Raw genomic sequence first — 12,878 nt, 5'->3', positions numbered from 1 at the left:
TAGAGATGGATTTAAAAAACATCATCATCGAATCACCACGATTGATTCAAGTTACGCTGTCCGAAAAATACAAGCAGGATATTTTTAAATCTTTCACTCAGGAGGTTGCAAAATTTATGTACCCGAAAGCGCATGATGACATAAGTGAGACTGAAGGATTTATTGCAATGTCGAGGAAAGGAATCGAAGCAGGAAATAATCTGCAAATGGTAATCTTGAAAAAATCTAACAATGAATTTCTCGGATGTTCAGGACTGCATGATTTAGATACAGATACCCCTGAAACCGGTTTATGGCTTAAACAAAGCGCGCATGGATTTGCTTACGGCAAGGAAACAATAGAAGCTATTTATAATTGGGCAAAACAAAATCTAAAATTTATATACATTAAATATTCAGTCGAACGTGAAAATATCGCAAGCATAAAAATTCCTGAAATGCTTGGAGGAAAAGTTTCCCGGGAATACAAAATGAAAAACATGGCAGGTCGAATTCAGGACTTGCTGGAATATAGAATTTATAATAACTTTAAATAAAAAAATATTATGTATAAATGCGTCTGGTCAATTAAAATTATTTTTGGAAAGCAAAAAGAAGCTCTTGATGTAATCAAGGCATGGGGAGCAGAAAAATTCCGTTCATCGCATTTCAAAGTTTCAAAAAATTCTTTGTTTGCCGGCTATGTTGGTGAAACTCCTTCCTGCATTGTGGATGAGTATTTATTCGAATCTCTTGCGGATTTCGAAAAAGCACTAGATGATATGAAACAGCCGCAGTTCAAAAAATTCAGCGAACAGTTGGCTCCTTTTGTTGTTCCTGCCTCACAGGAATGGGTAATTTATAGAATGATAGAATAATTTTAAAGCTATGGCTGTCCCGTTCTTAAGCTTCTTCTGAACAAATTAATATTTTCCGATGTAATTTTCATTTCAAGCAAAACGGTTTTATCGTAAACATTGACCTTTATGTTATCTACAATATTTTCATTGCTGCCCGAACCGGAAGCGGGATTTGATTTTAATTTGGAAAGCGCAAGAACTGCTGCAAGATAATTCCTCAAACTTGCCGCTGCGCGCGCATCAACGCAGTCACCCTGAATCAAGAACAATAAATTATCATCCATCTTTGCCGAAAAAGAAATCGAACCGATTTTTTTGTACATATTTTTTATATCCTCTATGTTGCTGAGAGCTGAAGAATCCGTCTGAGCGGAAAGTGAATCTGCGCTCGGAGGATTTCCGAAAAAATTAAGAAAAATTCCCCTTATGAAAGTCGGCTCGGTAGAAACCATCCAGATATTTTCCTTATAAATAATTCCGTCAATGGCTCTCATCATATTCTCATTGGTTGATAGTCCGGTCTTTGACGTATCTCTCACTGTTGTCATTTCATTTACTTTGCTGAGATAATTACTTGCGCAGATTGTAAAAGCATCCTTAAAGAAAAAATATAATCGGTTATTTTCATTCAGATAAAGTTTCGTTCCATCCGTAGAAGTCCGCGTGCTGTATGTCGAATCGGTTTTTATGTATTCATCAAGCTTGTTGCGGTCAAAAACTCCCCGCAAGACAATTGCATTCTCGCCCACCCACGAATTTGAATAATAAAGCTCATCAAGATTTTCAGAAATTGATGCCCCGGTTACCTGTTTGAATGTATGGAGTAAATTCCCGAATGTCTGCTCTGTTGCAAGTATTGAATCCGAAACATTTTCTTTCCAGAAATCAGTCGACCGCATTGATTTAAAATTCAAATACATCACAAACTGCGGGTCAACCTGCAAAAGATTGAGCGTATTCCTCACCGACCCGGGCAGTTTCTGCGCTGTGGGCTTTGAAGAACAGGAATAAAGCAAGCACCCGGTTAAAATAATTAATATGTATTTTTTAAAATTCAATTAGAAACAAAAATAATCTTAAATACATTAGAATATAATATAAAAATTATGATACAGTTTGTTATAGCTCCACAACAACCGCATTTTCTCCCGCACCAAGGTTTTTGAGAGATTTAGTAACACCCTCAACCATAGGTGGAGGCCCGCATACATAAAATTTTTGATTAAAATTATTAATCTTTGATTTCAAATATTCTTCTGTTATATGACCGTTGTCATATTCAGAATTCTTTTCATCCGAAAGAATATTAATGAAATTAAGTCCCTTCATTTTCTCAAATTCATCTTTCAAAATAATATCATCGGAAGTTTTATTTGCAAACAATAATGTATTCCCCTCGATTTCATCTTTAACATTCAGGTCACGAAGTATAGCGATAAACGGTGTTACACCCGCTCCGCCTGCAATGAATACACCTTTTCCCTTATATTGAATCGCTCCCCAAACATCGTGCAGAATTATTTCATCGCCTATTTCAAGCTTGCTTAATTCATTGGTAACGCCTTTGTGCTCAGGATATATCTTAATGCTGAATTCAAGAAAAGGGTCAGTTGTCAGGCAAGTAAAAGTGAATGGATTTCTTTTATCTTTCCACCCTTCTTTATTTACAGTAACTTCAGTTGCCTGTCCCGGAATGAATGTATAACCCTGAGGTTTTTCATATCGAAAACGAATAACATTATGAGTAAGGTTTTTCTTGTCTAAAATACGAACTATATGCTCTTCCATTTTTGTTATAATTTATATGTAATATAACTAATTTAAGAAAATAATAATTCACAGGTTAAGCATATAATGCAAAAATGGTATATAGGTTGCTCAGGATTTTATTATCTTGAATGGAAAAACAAATTTTACCCTGAAAAACTGCCCAAAACAAAGTGGTTTGAGTATTATACACAGCAGTTCAATACCCTTGAGCTTAATAATACTTTCTATAAATTTCCTGAGCTTAAAACACTAATGATCTGGTATAACAGAAGTCCTGAGAATTTTATTTTCTCAGTTAAAGCTCCCCGCTCTATAACGCATTACAGCAAATTTTCCGATTCAAAAGAATTGCTTAGCAAATTTTACAGGGTTATTAAAGAAGGTTTAAAAGAAAAATTAGGCTGCGTTTTATTTCAGCTTCCACCCAATTTACATTTGAATGAAGAGAAATTGGAGTTAATTATTAAAAATATAAATCCTGATTTTAAAAATGTAATTGAGTTCAGACATCAAGGATGGTGGAACGATACTGTCAGCCAAAAACTTTCTCAGAGCAATGTTGTTTTCTGCGGCATAAACCATCCCACTTTACCAAATGAAATTATGCAAAATACGCAAACATTATATTACAGATTTCACGGCGCACCTCAACTATATAAATCTGAATATTCGAAAGAAGTTCTCAAAAAATTCGCTGAAGAAATTTTAAAATCAGAATCTGTGAAGGAAGTCTATGTTTATTTTAATAATACATCGAACCTCGCAGCAATAAAAAACGCAAAACAGCTTATCGAAGTTGTAAACAAAAACCTAAGCGTATGAAATTTCGTGAAATAATAGAATATTTTGTTTACAGCAATTTATTTATTGCTTTTGCTGCTATACTGATGGTCTTCCAAACGGATTTTCTGTTTGAACTCCGCCTCACGAGTTATTTTTATTCCTTTATTTTTTCCGCTTCGATAATGAGCTACAGTTTCCACTGGTATCTCCTTTCCGATGTTGAAAACAGCTTTGAGCGTCAGATATGGACACACGAAAACAAAAAACTTTTGCTGTCATTTTTCATTATCGGAACCATCGCGACAATTTATTTTTTCACTCAGTTACTGGATTACTGGTTCTGGATTGTTTCAATCGCCATTATAACGTTTTTATATTCTGCTGTTAAGCTGCCATACAAGCCCTTCATCTATCTGCAAAAAATTGCCATTGAAAAAACCTTATACCTCTCCATAGTATGGACTTATATAACTGCTGTACTTCCATTTATAATCTCAAGTGCTGCATGGCAAACAAATAATATAGTTTTTATACTGAACAGATTTTTTCTTATATATGCGGTTTGCATTCTTTTTGATATTCGCGACCGGGAACCCGACCAAAAGGCACAGATAAAAAACTCAATTACTATATTAAACATTAATTTAGTTCATAATATTTTCATAGCCTCATTAATTTTATTTTTTATGTCGTTGATTTATTTACATCAGTTCAATCTCTCATTTTTTCAATTGCTAATATTAAGCTTGCCGGGAATTTTACTATGGGTTTCATTCAAAAAAAGCATTATGACTAAATCAGGACTTTGGTATTATCTTTATTTAGACGGGTTAATGATGCTTTCGGGCTTTATTTTTTATCTGATTGTTTTTCTCAATAGCGTAGCCAATTATTTTTGACGATTAACTTGGTTGCTAATTAACTATTTTATGATAAATGAACAAATCAAACAGCAGTAAAAATGAGATTTCACTTTTTAGTGATCTCAATATCTCACCCATTATTCTTAAAGCCATAACGGAACTCGGATATGAAACACCGACGCCCATTCAAGCACAGGCAATACCCATTCTGCTTGAAGGAAAGGATATTCTTGGACAGGCGCAAACCGGCACAGGAAAGACAGCAGCTTTCGGAATTCCATTAATCGAAACAATCGATACTCATGCTCGAATCGTGCAGGCAATAATTTTATGTCCGACCCGCGAGCTTGCAATTCAGGTTACTGAAGACCTTGCGCATCTCAGCAAATATAAAAAAGACATTCGTTTGCTTTCCATATATGGCGGGCAGTCTATTGAAAGACAAATAAAAGCATTAAAATCAGGTGTGAACATTGTTGTCGGAACTCCCGGCAGAGTTCAGGACCATATTGACCGCGGGACATTAAAGCTCGACGGTGTCAGGATTGTTGTTCTCGATGAAGCAGATGAAATGCTTAACATGGGATTCAGAGAAGCCATTGAGGAAATTCTCACCGAAGTTCCGAAGGAAAGACAAACAGTATTGTTTTCAGCTACAATGCCGCCCCCGATTTTGAAGCTTACAAAAAAATTTCAGAACAATCCCGTTGAAGTAAAAATTCAGCATAAAGAAATTACCGTTCCGGGTATTGAACAATTTTATTTTGAAATACGTGAACGCGAAAAACTCGATTTACTTGCGATTCTTCTTGATATAAATCAATTTAAACTTTCTTTAATTTTCTGCAATACAAAACGTGCTGTCGATAATCTTGTTGAGCACCTCAATGCGCGCGGATTTCTTGCCGATGCTCTTCACGGTGATTTGCGTCAGCAGCAGCGCGACCAGGTAATGAAAAAATTCCGTTCAGGCAATCTTGATATACTTGTTGCAACTGACGTTGCCGCAAGAGGACTTGATGTTGATGACATAGATGCAGTTTTTAATTATGATTTCCCGCAGGATGAAGAATATTACGTTCACAGGATCGGCCGGACAGGCAGAGCCGGAAGAAAAGGAATTGCATTCAGTTTTGTAACCGCTAAAGAAATTTTCAAGCTGAAGGATATTAAACGATATACCAATGCTAAAATGGTGCGAATGACGGTTCCGACCGCCACAGATGTAGAAGAAGCAAGAATGAATAAGACCATTGAAAAATTGAATACGATTATTAATTCAAATGAACTTTCAGGATATGTGAGAAAAATTGAAGGTATGCTGACGGAAGATATTACACTCACCGAATTGGCTGCCGCATTACTAAGACTTGCTACTGAAGATGAACGTCCGGTTCCTGAATTTTCAAAAGAACCCGAATCACCTTTTGCCGATAAAAAAAGATCTGATAAGAAAAGATTTGAAAACCGCGGCTTTGACAGAAATGATAAAAAAAGAGGCGGCAGAGATGGGGATAGAGACAGAGATAGGAATAGAAACAGAGATGGAAATAAAGACAGAGGAAGAGATAGAGATAGAGATAGAGACCGGGATAAAGATAGAAGCAACATTGTAATTAGCAGCAGAGATATTGATAACAGAGAAAAAGGTAGAGATAGAGGAGATAAAGACTGGGATAGAAACAGAAACCGAGATGGAAATAGAGATAAGAAAAGAGGCGATAAAAAATCTTTCAAGAAAAATAAATTTTCAAGAAACAGGTAAGCTTTTATAATTCATTTCAAATAATTTTTTCAATTGAATTTCTCACTCGAAAAATCTTTCGAACTTCTTGAACGCACTCCCGGCATACTTGAGCTTATGCTCAAAGACCTTTCCGATGAATGGACAACGAACAACGAAGGGCCTGAAACCTGGAGTCCATATGATATTGTCGGACATTTATTGCACGGTGAGCAAACAGACTGGATTGCGCGGACAAAAATTATTTTAAGTAATTCGGATGAAAAAGAATTTAAGCCATTCGACCGCTTTGCGCAGTTTGAGGAAAGCAAAGGTAAGACAATGAATCAATTACTCGTTGAGTTTAAAAAAGCGCGTGAGGAAAATTTAAGAATCTTAAAATCTTTTAACTTAACCAAAGCAGATTTAGATAAAACAGGAATTCATCCAAAGTTCGGAAATGTAACACTTAGCCAGCTACTTTCAACGTGGACTATCCACGACCTTTCGCACATTGCGCAAATCGCAAGAGTAATGTGCAAACAATACAAAGATGCTGTCGGTCCCTGGGCTGAGTATCTGCCGATATTACAGAAGTAAATTTAAGCCATTTCAGGTTTTCTCATGAACTTCGAGAAAATCCACACAACCAAAGCTATAAACAATCCATACACTATGCCTATCGGAATTCCCATCAGAAGAACGAGCCCGACAGTAAATTCAAGAGCTCCATCTTGCACTTGTTGTGTTGTCTCAGGATTATTTTGTTTGTACATATCAATGAATGCCGCCTGAATTATCGAGTTGATAATTGCCATGCCTATTCCTGTAAGCAAGCTGTTTAAAAATAATTTTCCTCCTGATTTGTTTATCACAACTGCGCTTATGATTGCAATAACTGTCCAGAGAATCCATTCGATTCCTTTCGTATAACCGAAAATCGATGCAATGCCCATTAAAAAACCAAATAATGAAAGTGAAAAAATAGTTTTCCAGTTCATAACTTTGGATTTAATTTTTAAAATTTAGTGCTGAAATCCGAACTAATTTTACTTAAATTTAATTTGAGATAAAACATATTAAGATGAACCATACCTTTATTATAGAAAATCTTTCACAAAACTATTTTGTATTTGAAGGAATGCTTAAAGGATTAACAAAAGAACAATACATGTGGCGTTCTGCTGCCGATAAATGGTGTTTGCTTGAAATCATATGCCACTTATATGATGAAGAATTATATGATTTTCGTACCCGTGTTAAACATACACTCGAAACTCCTGAACGCGAACTTGCACCCATTGACCCGACAGGCTGGGTGAAAAGCAGAAACTATATTGAAAAGGATTACAATGAAATGGTTGAAAAATTTTTAGGTGAAAGAAAATATTCAATCGAATGGCTTCGTACTTTGCAAAACCCCAATTGGCAAAACGCACATCAGCATAAAGAATGGGGACCGCTTCGCGCAGATATGTTTCTTTCAAACTGGCTCGCACACGATTACATGCATTTCAGGCAGATTAACAATATAAAATTTCTTTATCTCAAAGAAACAACCGGCGAATCTCTGCGATACGCCGGCGAATGGTAAAATATGAATTTAGTGTATAGGAAAGCATCTGAAACTGATTACAATGAGCTTACAAACATTGCAATTACATCCAAGAAAAATTGGGGTTATACAGATGAAGAAATGATTTTATGGAAAGACGAGCTAACAATTAATTCATCTTACATAAGTAACAATATTGTTTACAAAATTCTTAATGGCAATATATTAATTGGATTTTATGCTATTAGATTTAACTCCGAATTTGACTGTCCTGAGTTAGACCATTTATGGCTTTTACCTGATTTTCAAAATAAAGGTTTTGGGAAAATTATTTTTAAAAATATTATTAAAAAAATAATGACAATGAATCAATCAAGATTCATTGTCATTTCAGATCCAAACTCAAATGGATTTTATGAAAAAATGAAGGGTGAAGTAATCGAAAAGAAAGAAAGCAAAATTAAAAACCGTTATTTGTCAATTTATCAGTTTGATATAACGCGTATTATCTCGGCGTTATAATAAGATTGCCATCAGGTTTTGGTACATCTTTAAAAACATCAGGACTTGTATTAAAAGATAATCCCAACAAATCATTATCCAAAAATCCAACCGCACCTGTTAATCCGATGTCTTCAGGATTCGGGTCGCTGAAAGCAATAGCAAGCTCAGACTCTCCGTCAGCAAGATTCAATATATAATGAAAATATCCTCGCGGAATATAACAAATATCTCCCGGCTCCAAATCAACTGTCTCTCGTGACATATCTCCGCTTAAAATTCCGATTCGCACTTTTCCCTTAACAACATAATCCAGTTCTGACGCATTCGGATGCCAGTGCGGCTCACGAAGTCCTCCTTTTTCAAGCTTTGCATAAAACATTGTCATGTCTTTCAGAATCGGAAAATTATTTACGTCTGCATATTTTACTACTCCACCTTTGTCATCAACAAGAACGCTTCCCTCTGCTTTTAATTTAAGTTTATGTGTTGGGTTATTTGCCATTTTATAGTGTTTAATTTTTGGTTTTGCAAATATATTTTATATTATCCTTTTTTAAAATGGTGAATTATTTTCCATAATATACATTCCTTAAAAAATTATAGAATATTAAATTATGAAAAAAATATTTTTTACCGGGCTAATCTTTTCTTTGCTGTTTAACGTATATTTATTTATCTCGAACAATAATTTATTAGCTGAAAATAAAAATCTAAATCAAATGAAAAAAGTAACAGGACTTGGAGGCATCTTCTTTAAAGTCGATGACCCTGCAAAAACAAAAGAGTGGTATCAAAAACATCTTGGGTTAAAAACAGACGAATATGGAGCAACTTTTGAATGGCGCTTAACCGATAATCCCGACAAAAAAGGTTTTACAGCTTGGAGTCCGTTTAAAAGCACAACTAAATATTTTGAGCCTTCGCAAAAAGAATTTATGATAAACTACCGCGTAGAAAATCTTGAAGAGCTTGTCAAGACTTTGAAATCTGAAGGCGTTGAAGTTGTTGACGAAATCGAAACGTATGATTACGGCAAATTTGTTCACATAATGGATATTGATGGAAACAAAATCGAGCTCTGGGAACCTCTTGGTGTGGGATTCGAAGGAAACACAACTTATTAAACCTTAATAATCTTTTTTCGAGAAGTAATAAATCGAGATTGAAAGCATTGCAAGCATAAACAAAACTGATGTTATAAGCGGTTGCCAGCTTTCTATTGTTCCGCCTGATATCAGAATCACGCACATCTCCCGTAAATCCCACGGCTTAGGAAATATGTAATAAAAAAAGTTTATGATGCCTTTCGCCACATCACTGCTTAAAAATCCAAGCATTAATGCCTCTCTCGCCGCAAGCAATCCTGTAACAGGAAACAACAACAGTAAATTTATTATAATGCTCAGCACAGTGCTTTGAGTTAAAACTCCCGTCAATAGAACAAGTGAGTAAAGCACTGCAAATATAAATGTAAACCAGATTATAGATTGCAGATAAGGAAAATGCCAGATGCCTGACTTAATCGAAATCATAAGCCATATAAGCGAAATCAAAAATGCAATTATCAAGAATGCAAAGAGAACAACCGATATATATTTACCCAGAATTATGTTTACTCTTGAAATCGGTTTTGATAGCAGCACATCAACGCTTCCCTTTTCAAGCATGGAAGGAATAAACGAAGCGGACAAAACTATGAGAAGCGAAAACACAACAAGAAAAGTCGGCTGGCTGATGAGAACATTTTCAAATTCTATGATACCCTGTCTGTAACCTTCCTCACCCTGCATTTTTAACAGGTCATTCATTCCAACGACGGAATCAAGGTTCAGAAACGCAAGCATCAGGAAAACAATCAAAGCAATCACAATGAAAATCACGAGGATGATTTTTTTCTCAAGAGCTTCTTTGAACGTGCTGAATATTAATGTTCCAAATATCATTAAATTGCCATTAATTTGCTTTTTGCTGTCCGATTAAATTTATAAACATGCTTTCAAGACTGTTCTTTTCTTCCGCTACGCTTCTAATCAGAATTTTATTACTTCGCAAGTAATCAATTAGTTTGTTCAGCTCCTCAATTGAAGTAGTTTGAAAAACAAATTCATTCTTGTTATGCACAATTGCTTTATAAGAAAGTATCAGATTATTTATCAGCTCATCTTTCATATCCTCAGTTGAGAAAATATAAGTATCGCTCGATGATGTTATCTCATCAATCGTTCCGTATTTTATGAGTTCTCCTTTATTAAGAATCGCAACTCTGTCGCAGATTAATTCTATCTCGCTAAGCAAATGGGAATTTAAAAAAACAGTCTTGCCCTGCGATTTCAGATTTAAAAGAATGTCTCTTATTTCTTTTCTTCCAATCGGGTCAACTCCATCAGTCGGTTCATCGAGAAAAATCAAATCAGGATTATTTATCATCGACTGTGCAAGCCCGATTCTCTGCATCATTCCTTTCGAATATTTTTTTATTCTCGTCTTTCCCCATTGCTCCATCCCGACCATTCTAAGCATTTCGGGAATTTTTCCTTTCACTTCGTTATCATTCATGCCGCTCAGCTTTCCGTATAAAGAAAGCACCTGCTCACCGGTGAGATATGGCGGAAACCTATGATTCTCAGGCAGGTATCCGATTTTTGTTTTATATGAAATATTGCTTAAGGGATGGTCAAAAACTTTAACTTCACCGATGGTTGGGAACACTATGCCGAGCAAAATCTTTACAAGCGTAGTCTTGCCTGCGCCATTCGGACCAAGCAGACCGAATATCTGCCCACCTTCTACATCCAGACTGAAATTTTTCAAAGCGGTAATTTTCGCTTTTGAAAAACTTTTAGCAGAATACTCTTTTGTAAGATTTTTTATCTCAACAACAGCCATTTTTCAATTAAATATCAACTAATTTATGATTATTTTTTTACACATTCTACTTATTAATTTGCTTAAAGTTGCACTAAAAATCTATCATTAACCCTTGTCATTCCCGCGCAAGCGGGAATCCAAACGATAATTTTTAAGTATGCCGGAATTTTATAATCTAAGGAGATTACTTATACTAATTTTATTTTTATTTTTTTATCAATCCTCATTAGCAAAAAATGATTCACTATATCTAAGAATTTATCCAAGCGAAATTAAAGGTGACCGTATCCCTGAAAAAATTTACTTTACCATAACAAATAAAACATCAAATACTTATATAACTCCTTTAGATTTTTATTTGCGCTATGCAGATAATACAATATTTTCTACTGCATACCCATTTTCTTTTATGTATTCAGTAAATCTTATATTTTTATTAGAAGAAAAGGTAACGCATTTTTTCGGAGATGGTTCTTATCCGGCCTTTTATTGTAATTTTCCAAAATTATATGTAATTCCACCAAATTCCGAAAGAACTGTTTTTATTACTTTGAATAATTTAGAAAATCGTATTAAAAATAATAACTGGACATTATCGAGTAGAGTTACTTTAGCCAATAAAGATAGTTTAGAGAAAATCATAAATAGCTTTTATTCTGATAGATTTAATGAATATTCTGCTTCATTAAATTCAACCGATTTGATTGAAATTAATACTACTGATTCTTTAAAAAGTCTAAGTAATTGCATTCCTGAAGTTACTTGGGATAATTATGAAAATTTACCTTCTGATAACATTGAAAAAATAAAAGATGCTTTTGAAATTGTTTTATGGAGCTATAGGAGTTATCATTGAAACTCATCATCATCGGTAACGGCGGGACGGGAAAATCAACTCTCGGAGACATGCTAGGAAAAAAGCTGAACATCCCCGTCTATCATACCGACCAGATGGTTTATAAAGCAAAATGGGAGCGCGTTCCCGAAAATGAATTCAAAGCAAACCTCGCGGAAATTTTTAAAACCGGTAACTGTATAATCGAGGGTTGGGGCTATAACTCAACACTTAAACAGCGTCTCGATGAAGCAGACACAATAATTTATCTCGCATACCCTGTCTGGTTCAGTTATGTTTTTGCAATCAAAAGATATTTTCAATATTATTTCAAACAAAATCCATACGACCCGCCAGGCGCATTCCGTCGGCATGTACTTAAGAGAACATTAGAAGCAATGTGGCTCGTTCATAAAACTTACGAACCAGAACTCAGACAAATGCTTCCTGAATATCAGGACAAGAAAAAAGTTTTTATATTTAAAAATAGGAAGGAACTGCGCAAGTTTTTAAAAACATTTCAAGGTAACTTATAACCTTGCATCATCCCGCATTGCGAGGATGACATTTCCGATATGTTCGTCGAGAGGAACGCCGATTTCTTCTGCGCCTAAAATCAAATCTTCACGATTCACATTTCTTGCAAATGCTTTATCCTTAAATTTTTTCATCACGCCTTTCACTTCCATCGTTGCATATTTGTCGGGTTTCATAAACGAATACGCCATCACAAGTCCAGTTACTTCATCACTCGCAAAAAGATAATGAGCAAACTTTGTTGTTCTCGGAACGTTGCTCCAGCCGGGATATCCGTGCCCCAATATCACATCGATAAATTCATCGTCATATCCAGCTTCTTTCAGAATCGGCACAGCGGTATTAGGATGCGTATCGGGATACATTTCATAATCCAAATCATGCAAAAGTCCTGCATCACCCCAGCGCTCTTCATCTTCACTGAGCTTCTTCGCATAAAATCTCATCACAGACTCCACCGCATAACAGTGCTTCCGCAATCCCTCGTTTTTAATATAATGCTCTATTAACTCTTGCGCCTTAACCGACATAAATTTATACAATAATAATTTTTTAAAATTCCCCCTTAACAAAGGGGGATAAAGGGGGTTGTTATTTTTAC

At 35.2% G+C, this 12,878-nt stretch carries 18 protein-coding genes; 11 read left to right on the top strand and 7 right to left on the bottom strand.

Going from position 1 to position 12,878, the window contains the following annotated elements; all coding sequences use genetic code 11:
- The first annotated feature begins 5 nt into the window (after positions 1 to 5).
- Entirely contained in the window at positions 6 to 536 is a 531-nt protein-coding gene (locus tag VHP32_00710) for a GNAT family N-acetyltransferase (GenBank protein ID HEX2786400.1), read from the top strand.
- Positions 537 to 545: 9 nt separating this feature from the next.
- Positions 546 to 857 carry a hypothetical protein gene (locus tag VHP32_00705; protein HEX2786399.1) on the top strand — a complete coding sequence of 104 codons (312 nt, stop codon included), beginning with the start codon at positions 546 to 548 and terminating at the stop codon, positions 855 to 857.
- An 8-nt stretch (positions 858 to 865) separates the two neighbouring features.
- Here VHP32_00705 and VHP32_00700 read toward each other — a convergent pair whose 3' ends face one another.
- On the bottom strand, positions 866 to 1,804 hold the full coding sequence (locus VHP32_00700) for a hypothetical protein (protein HEX2786398.1): 939 nt from the start codon (positions 1,802 to 1,804) through the stop codon (positions 866 to 868).
- Positions 1,805 to 1,958: 154 nt separating this feature from the next.
- Complete coding sequence (locus tag VHP32_00695; GenBank protein ID HEX2786397.1) at positions 1,959 to 2,627, bottom strand: FAD-binding oxidoreductase; 669 nt, start codon at positions 2,625 to 2,627, stop codon at positions 1,959 to 1,961.
- 66 nt (positions 2,628 to 2,693) lie between these two features.
- Between VHP32_00695 and VHP32_00690 the strand changes: the two genes are divergently transcribed.
- Genes VHP32_00690 through VHP32_00675 form a run of 4 tightly spaced genes read left to right on the top strand, consistent with a single transcriptional unit; the run spans position 2,694 to position 6,578 of the window.
- Positions 2,694 to 3,431 (top strand): DUF72 domain-containing protein, encoded by a 738-nt coding sequence (locus tag VHP32_00690; GenBank protein HEX2786396.1) that lies wholly within the window; start codon positions 2,694 to 2,696, stop codon positions 3,429 to 3,431.
- A complete protein-coding gene (locus VHP32_00685; protein ID HEX2786395.1) occupies positions 3,428 to 4,291 on the top strand; it encodes a hypothetical protein in 864 nt (287 codons plus the stop codon). The genes VHP32_00690 and VHP32_00685 overlap by 4 nt, the downstream gene beginning before the upstream one ends.
- 37 nt (positions 4,292 to 4,328) lie before the next feature.
- Positions 4,329 to 6,020 carry a DEAD/DEAH box helicase gene (locus VHP32_00680; protein HEX2786394.1) on the top strand — a complete coding sequence of 564 codons (1,692 nt, stop codon included), beginning with the start codon at positions 4,329 to 4,331 and terminating at the stop codon, positions 6,018 to 6,020.
- Between the two features lie 33 nt (positions 6,021 to 6,053).
- Entirely contained in the window at positions 6,054 to 6,578 is a 525-nt protein-coding gene (locus tag VHP32_00675; GenBank protein ID HEX2786393.1) for a DinB family protein, read from the top strand.
- A 2-nt stretch (positions 6,579 to 6,580) separates the two neighbouring features.
- Here the strand turns inward: VHP32_00675 and VHP32_00670 are convergent, their stop codons facing one another.
- The gene (locus tag VHP32_00670) at positions 6,581 to 6,979 is read right to left on the bottom strand and encodes a hypothetical protein (GenBank protein HEX2786392.1); all 399 of its coding nucleotides are present in this window, start codon (positions 6,977 to 6,979) and stop codon (positions 6,581 to 6,583) included.
- A gap of 83 nt (positions 6,980 to 7,062) precedes the next feature.
- On the opposite strand from VHP32_00670, the gene VHP32_00665 reads away from it, so the two are divergent.
- Complete coding sequence (locus VHP32_00665; protein HEX2786391.1) at positions 7,063 to 7,572, top strand: DinB family protein; 510 nt, start codon at positions 7,063 to 7,065, stop codon at positions 7,570 to 7,572.
- Positions 7,573 to 7,575: 3 nt separating this feature from the next.
- Positions 7,576 to 8,055, top strand: a complete 480-nt coding sequence (locus tag VHP32_00660) for a GNAT family N-acetyltransferase (GenBank protein HEX2786390.1) — start codon at positions 7,576 to 7,578, stop codon at positions 8,053 to 8,055.
- Here VHP32_00660 and VHP32_00655 read toward each other — a convergent pair.
- Complete coding sequence (locus VHP32_00655) at positions 8,039 to 8,539, bottom strand: cupin domain-containing protein (protein ID HEX2786389.1); 501 nt, start codon at positions 8,537 to 8,539, stop codon at positions 8,039 to 8,041. The two genes, VHP32_00660 and VHP32_00655, sit on opposite strands and share 17 nt — an antisense overlap.
- Positions 8,540 to 8,756: 217 nt before the next feature.
- Between VHP32_00655 and VHP32_00650 the strand changes: the two genes are divergently transcribed.
- Positions 8,757 to 9,161: a VOC family protein gene (locus tag VHP32_00650; protein HEX2786388.1), complete on the top strand. Its 405-nt coding sequence runs from the start codon at positions 8,757 to 8,759 to the stop codon at positions 9,159 to 9,161.
- Positions 9,162 to 9,164: 3 nt separating this feature from the next.
- Here VHP32_00650 and VHP32_00645 read toward each other — a convergent pair whose 3' ends face one another.
- Together VHP32_00645 and VHP32_00640 are read right to left on the bottom strand one after the other, a co-directional pair.
- Entirely contained in the window at positions 9,165 to 9,980 is an 816-nt protein-coding gene (locus VHP32_00645; protein HEX2786387.1) for an ABC transporter permease subunit, read from the bottom strand.
- A gap of 10 nt (positions 9,981 to 9,990) precedes the next feature.
- Positions 9,991 to 10,923: an ABC transporter ATP-binding protein gene (locus tag VHP32_00640; GenBank protein HEX2786386.1), complete on the bottom strand. Its 933-nt coding sequence runs from the start codon at positions 10,921 to 10,923 to the stop codon at positions 9,991 to 9,993.
- A 139-nt stretch (positions 10,924 to 11,062) separates the two neighbouring features.
- On the opposite strand from VHP32_00640, the gene VHP32_00635 reads away from it, so the two are divergent.
- Together VHP32_00635 and VHP32_00630 are read left to right on the top strand one after the other, a co-directional pair.
- Complete coding sequence (locus VHP32_00635) at positions 11,063 to 11,761, top strand: hypothetical protein (protein HEX2786385.1); 699 nt, start codon at positions 11,063 to 11,065, stop codon at positions 11,759 to 11,761.
- Positions 11,758 to 12,276 carry a hypothetical protein gene (locus VHP32_00630; GenBank protein ID HEX2786384.1) on the top strand — a complete coding sequence of 173 codons (519 nt, stop codon included), beginning with the start codon at positions 11,758 to 11,760 and terminating at the stop codon, positions 12,274 to 12,276. Before VHP32_00635 ends, VHP32_00630 begins: the two co-directional genes overlap by 4 nt.
- Here VHP32_00630 and VHP32_00625 read toward each other — a convergent pair.
- Positions 12,271 to 12,819 carry an HDIG domain-containing protein gene (locus VHP32_00625; protein ID HEX2786383.1) on the bottom strand — a complete coding sequence of 183 codons (549 nt, stop codon included), beginning with the start codon at positions 12,817 to 12,819 and terminating at the stop codon, positions 12,271 to 12,273. The genes VHP32_00630 and VHP32_00625 overlap by 6 nt on opposite strands.
- Between the last annotated feature and the right edge of the window lie 59 nt (positions 12,820 to 12,878).

This window comes from Ignavibacteria bacterium, from assembly GCA_036262055.1.
Taxonomy (GTDB): domain Bacteria; phylum Bacteroidota; class Ignavibacteria; order Tepidaquicellales; family Tepidaquicellaceae; genus DATAJP01.
This window is presented reverse-complemented; position numbering and strand designations above follow the sequence as displayed.

Excerpts from the sequence above, each read along its gene's own strand:
- VHP32_00650 (HEX2786388.1), top strand. The coding sequence starts at position 8,757 with ATGAAAAAAGTAACAGGACTTGGAGGCATCTTCTTTAAAGTCGATGAC.
- VHP32_00685 (HEX2786395.1), top strand. The coding sequence starts at position 3,428 with ATGAAATTTCGTGAAATAATAGAATATTTTGTTTACAGCAATTTATTT.
- VHP32_00655 (HEX2786389.1), bottom strand. The coding sequence starts at position 8,539 with ATGGCAAATAACCCAACACATAAACTTAAATTAAAAGCAGAGGGAAGC.
- VHP32_00635 (HEX2786385.1), top strand. The coding sequence starts at position 11,063 with ATGCCGGAATTTTATAATCTAAGGAGATTACTTATACTAATTTTATTT.
- VHP32_00665 (HEX2786391.1), top strand. The coding sequence starts at position 7,063 with ATGAACCATACCTTTATTATAGAAAATCTTTCACAAAACTATTTTGTA.
- VHP32_00660 (HEX2786390.1), top strand. The coding sequence starts at position 7,576 with ATGAATTTAGTGTATAGGAAAGCATCTGAAACTGATTACAATGAGCTT.
- VHP32_00680 (HEX2786394.1), top strand. The coding sequence starts at position 4,329 with ATGAACAAATCAAACAGCAGTAAAAATGAGATTTCACTTTTTAGTGAT.
- VHP32_00640 (HEX2786386.1), bottom strand. The coding sequence starts at position 10,923 with ATGGCTGTTGTTGAGATAAAAAATCTTACAAAAGAGTATTCTGCTAAA.
- VHP32_00705 (HEX2786399.1), top strand. The coding sequence starts at position 546 with ATGTATAAATGCGTCTGGTCAATTAAAATTATTTTTGGAAAGCAAAAA.
- VHP32_00645 (HEX2786387.1), bottom strand. The coding sequence starts at position 9,980 with ATGATATTTGGAACATTAATATTCAGCACGTTCAAAGAAGCTCTTGAG.
- VHP32_00710 (HEX2786400.1), top strand. The coding sequence starts at position 6 with ATGGATTTAAAAAACATCATCATCGAATCACCACGATTGATTCAAGTT.
- VHP32_00690 (HEX2786396.1), top strand. The coding sequence starts at position 2,694 with ATGCAAAAATGGTATATAGGTTGCTCAGGATTTTATTATCTTGAATGG.
- VHP32_00670 (HEX2786392.1), bottom strand. The coding sequence starts at position 6,979 with ATGAACTGGAAAACTATTTTTTCACTTTCATTATTTGGTTTTTTAATG.
- VHP32_00695 (HEX2786397.1), bottom strand. The coding sequence starts at position 2,627 with ATGGAAGAGCATATAGTTCGTATTTTAGACAAGAAAAACCTTACTCAT.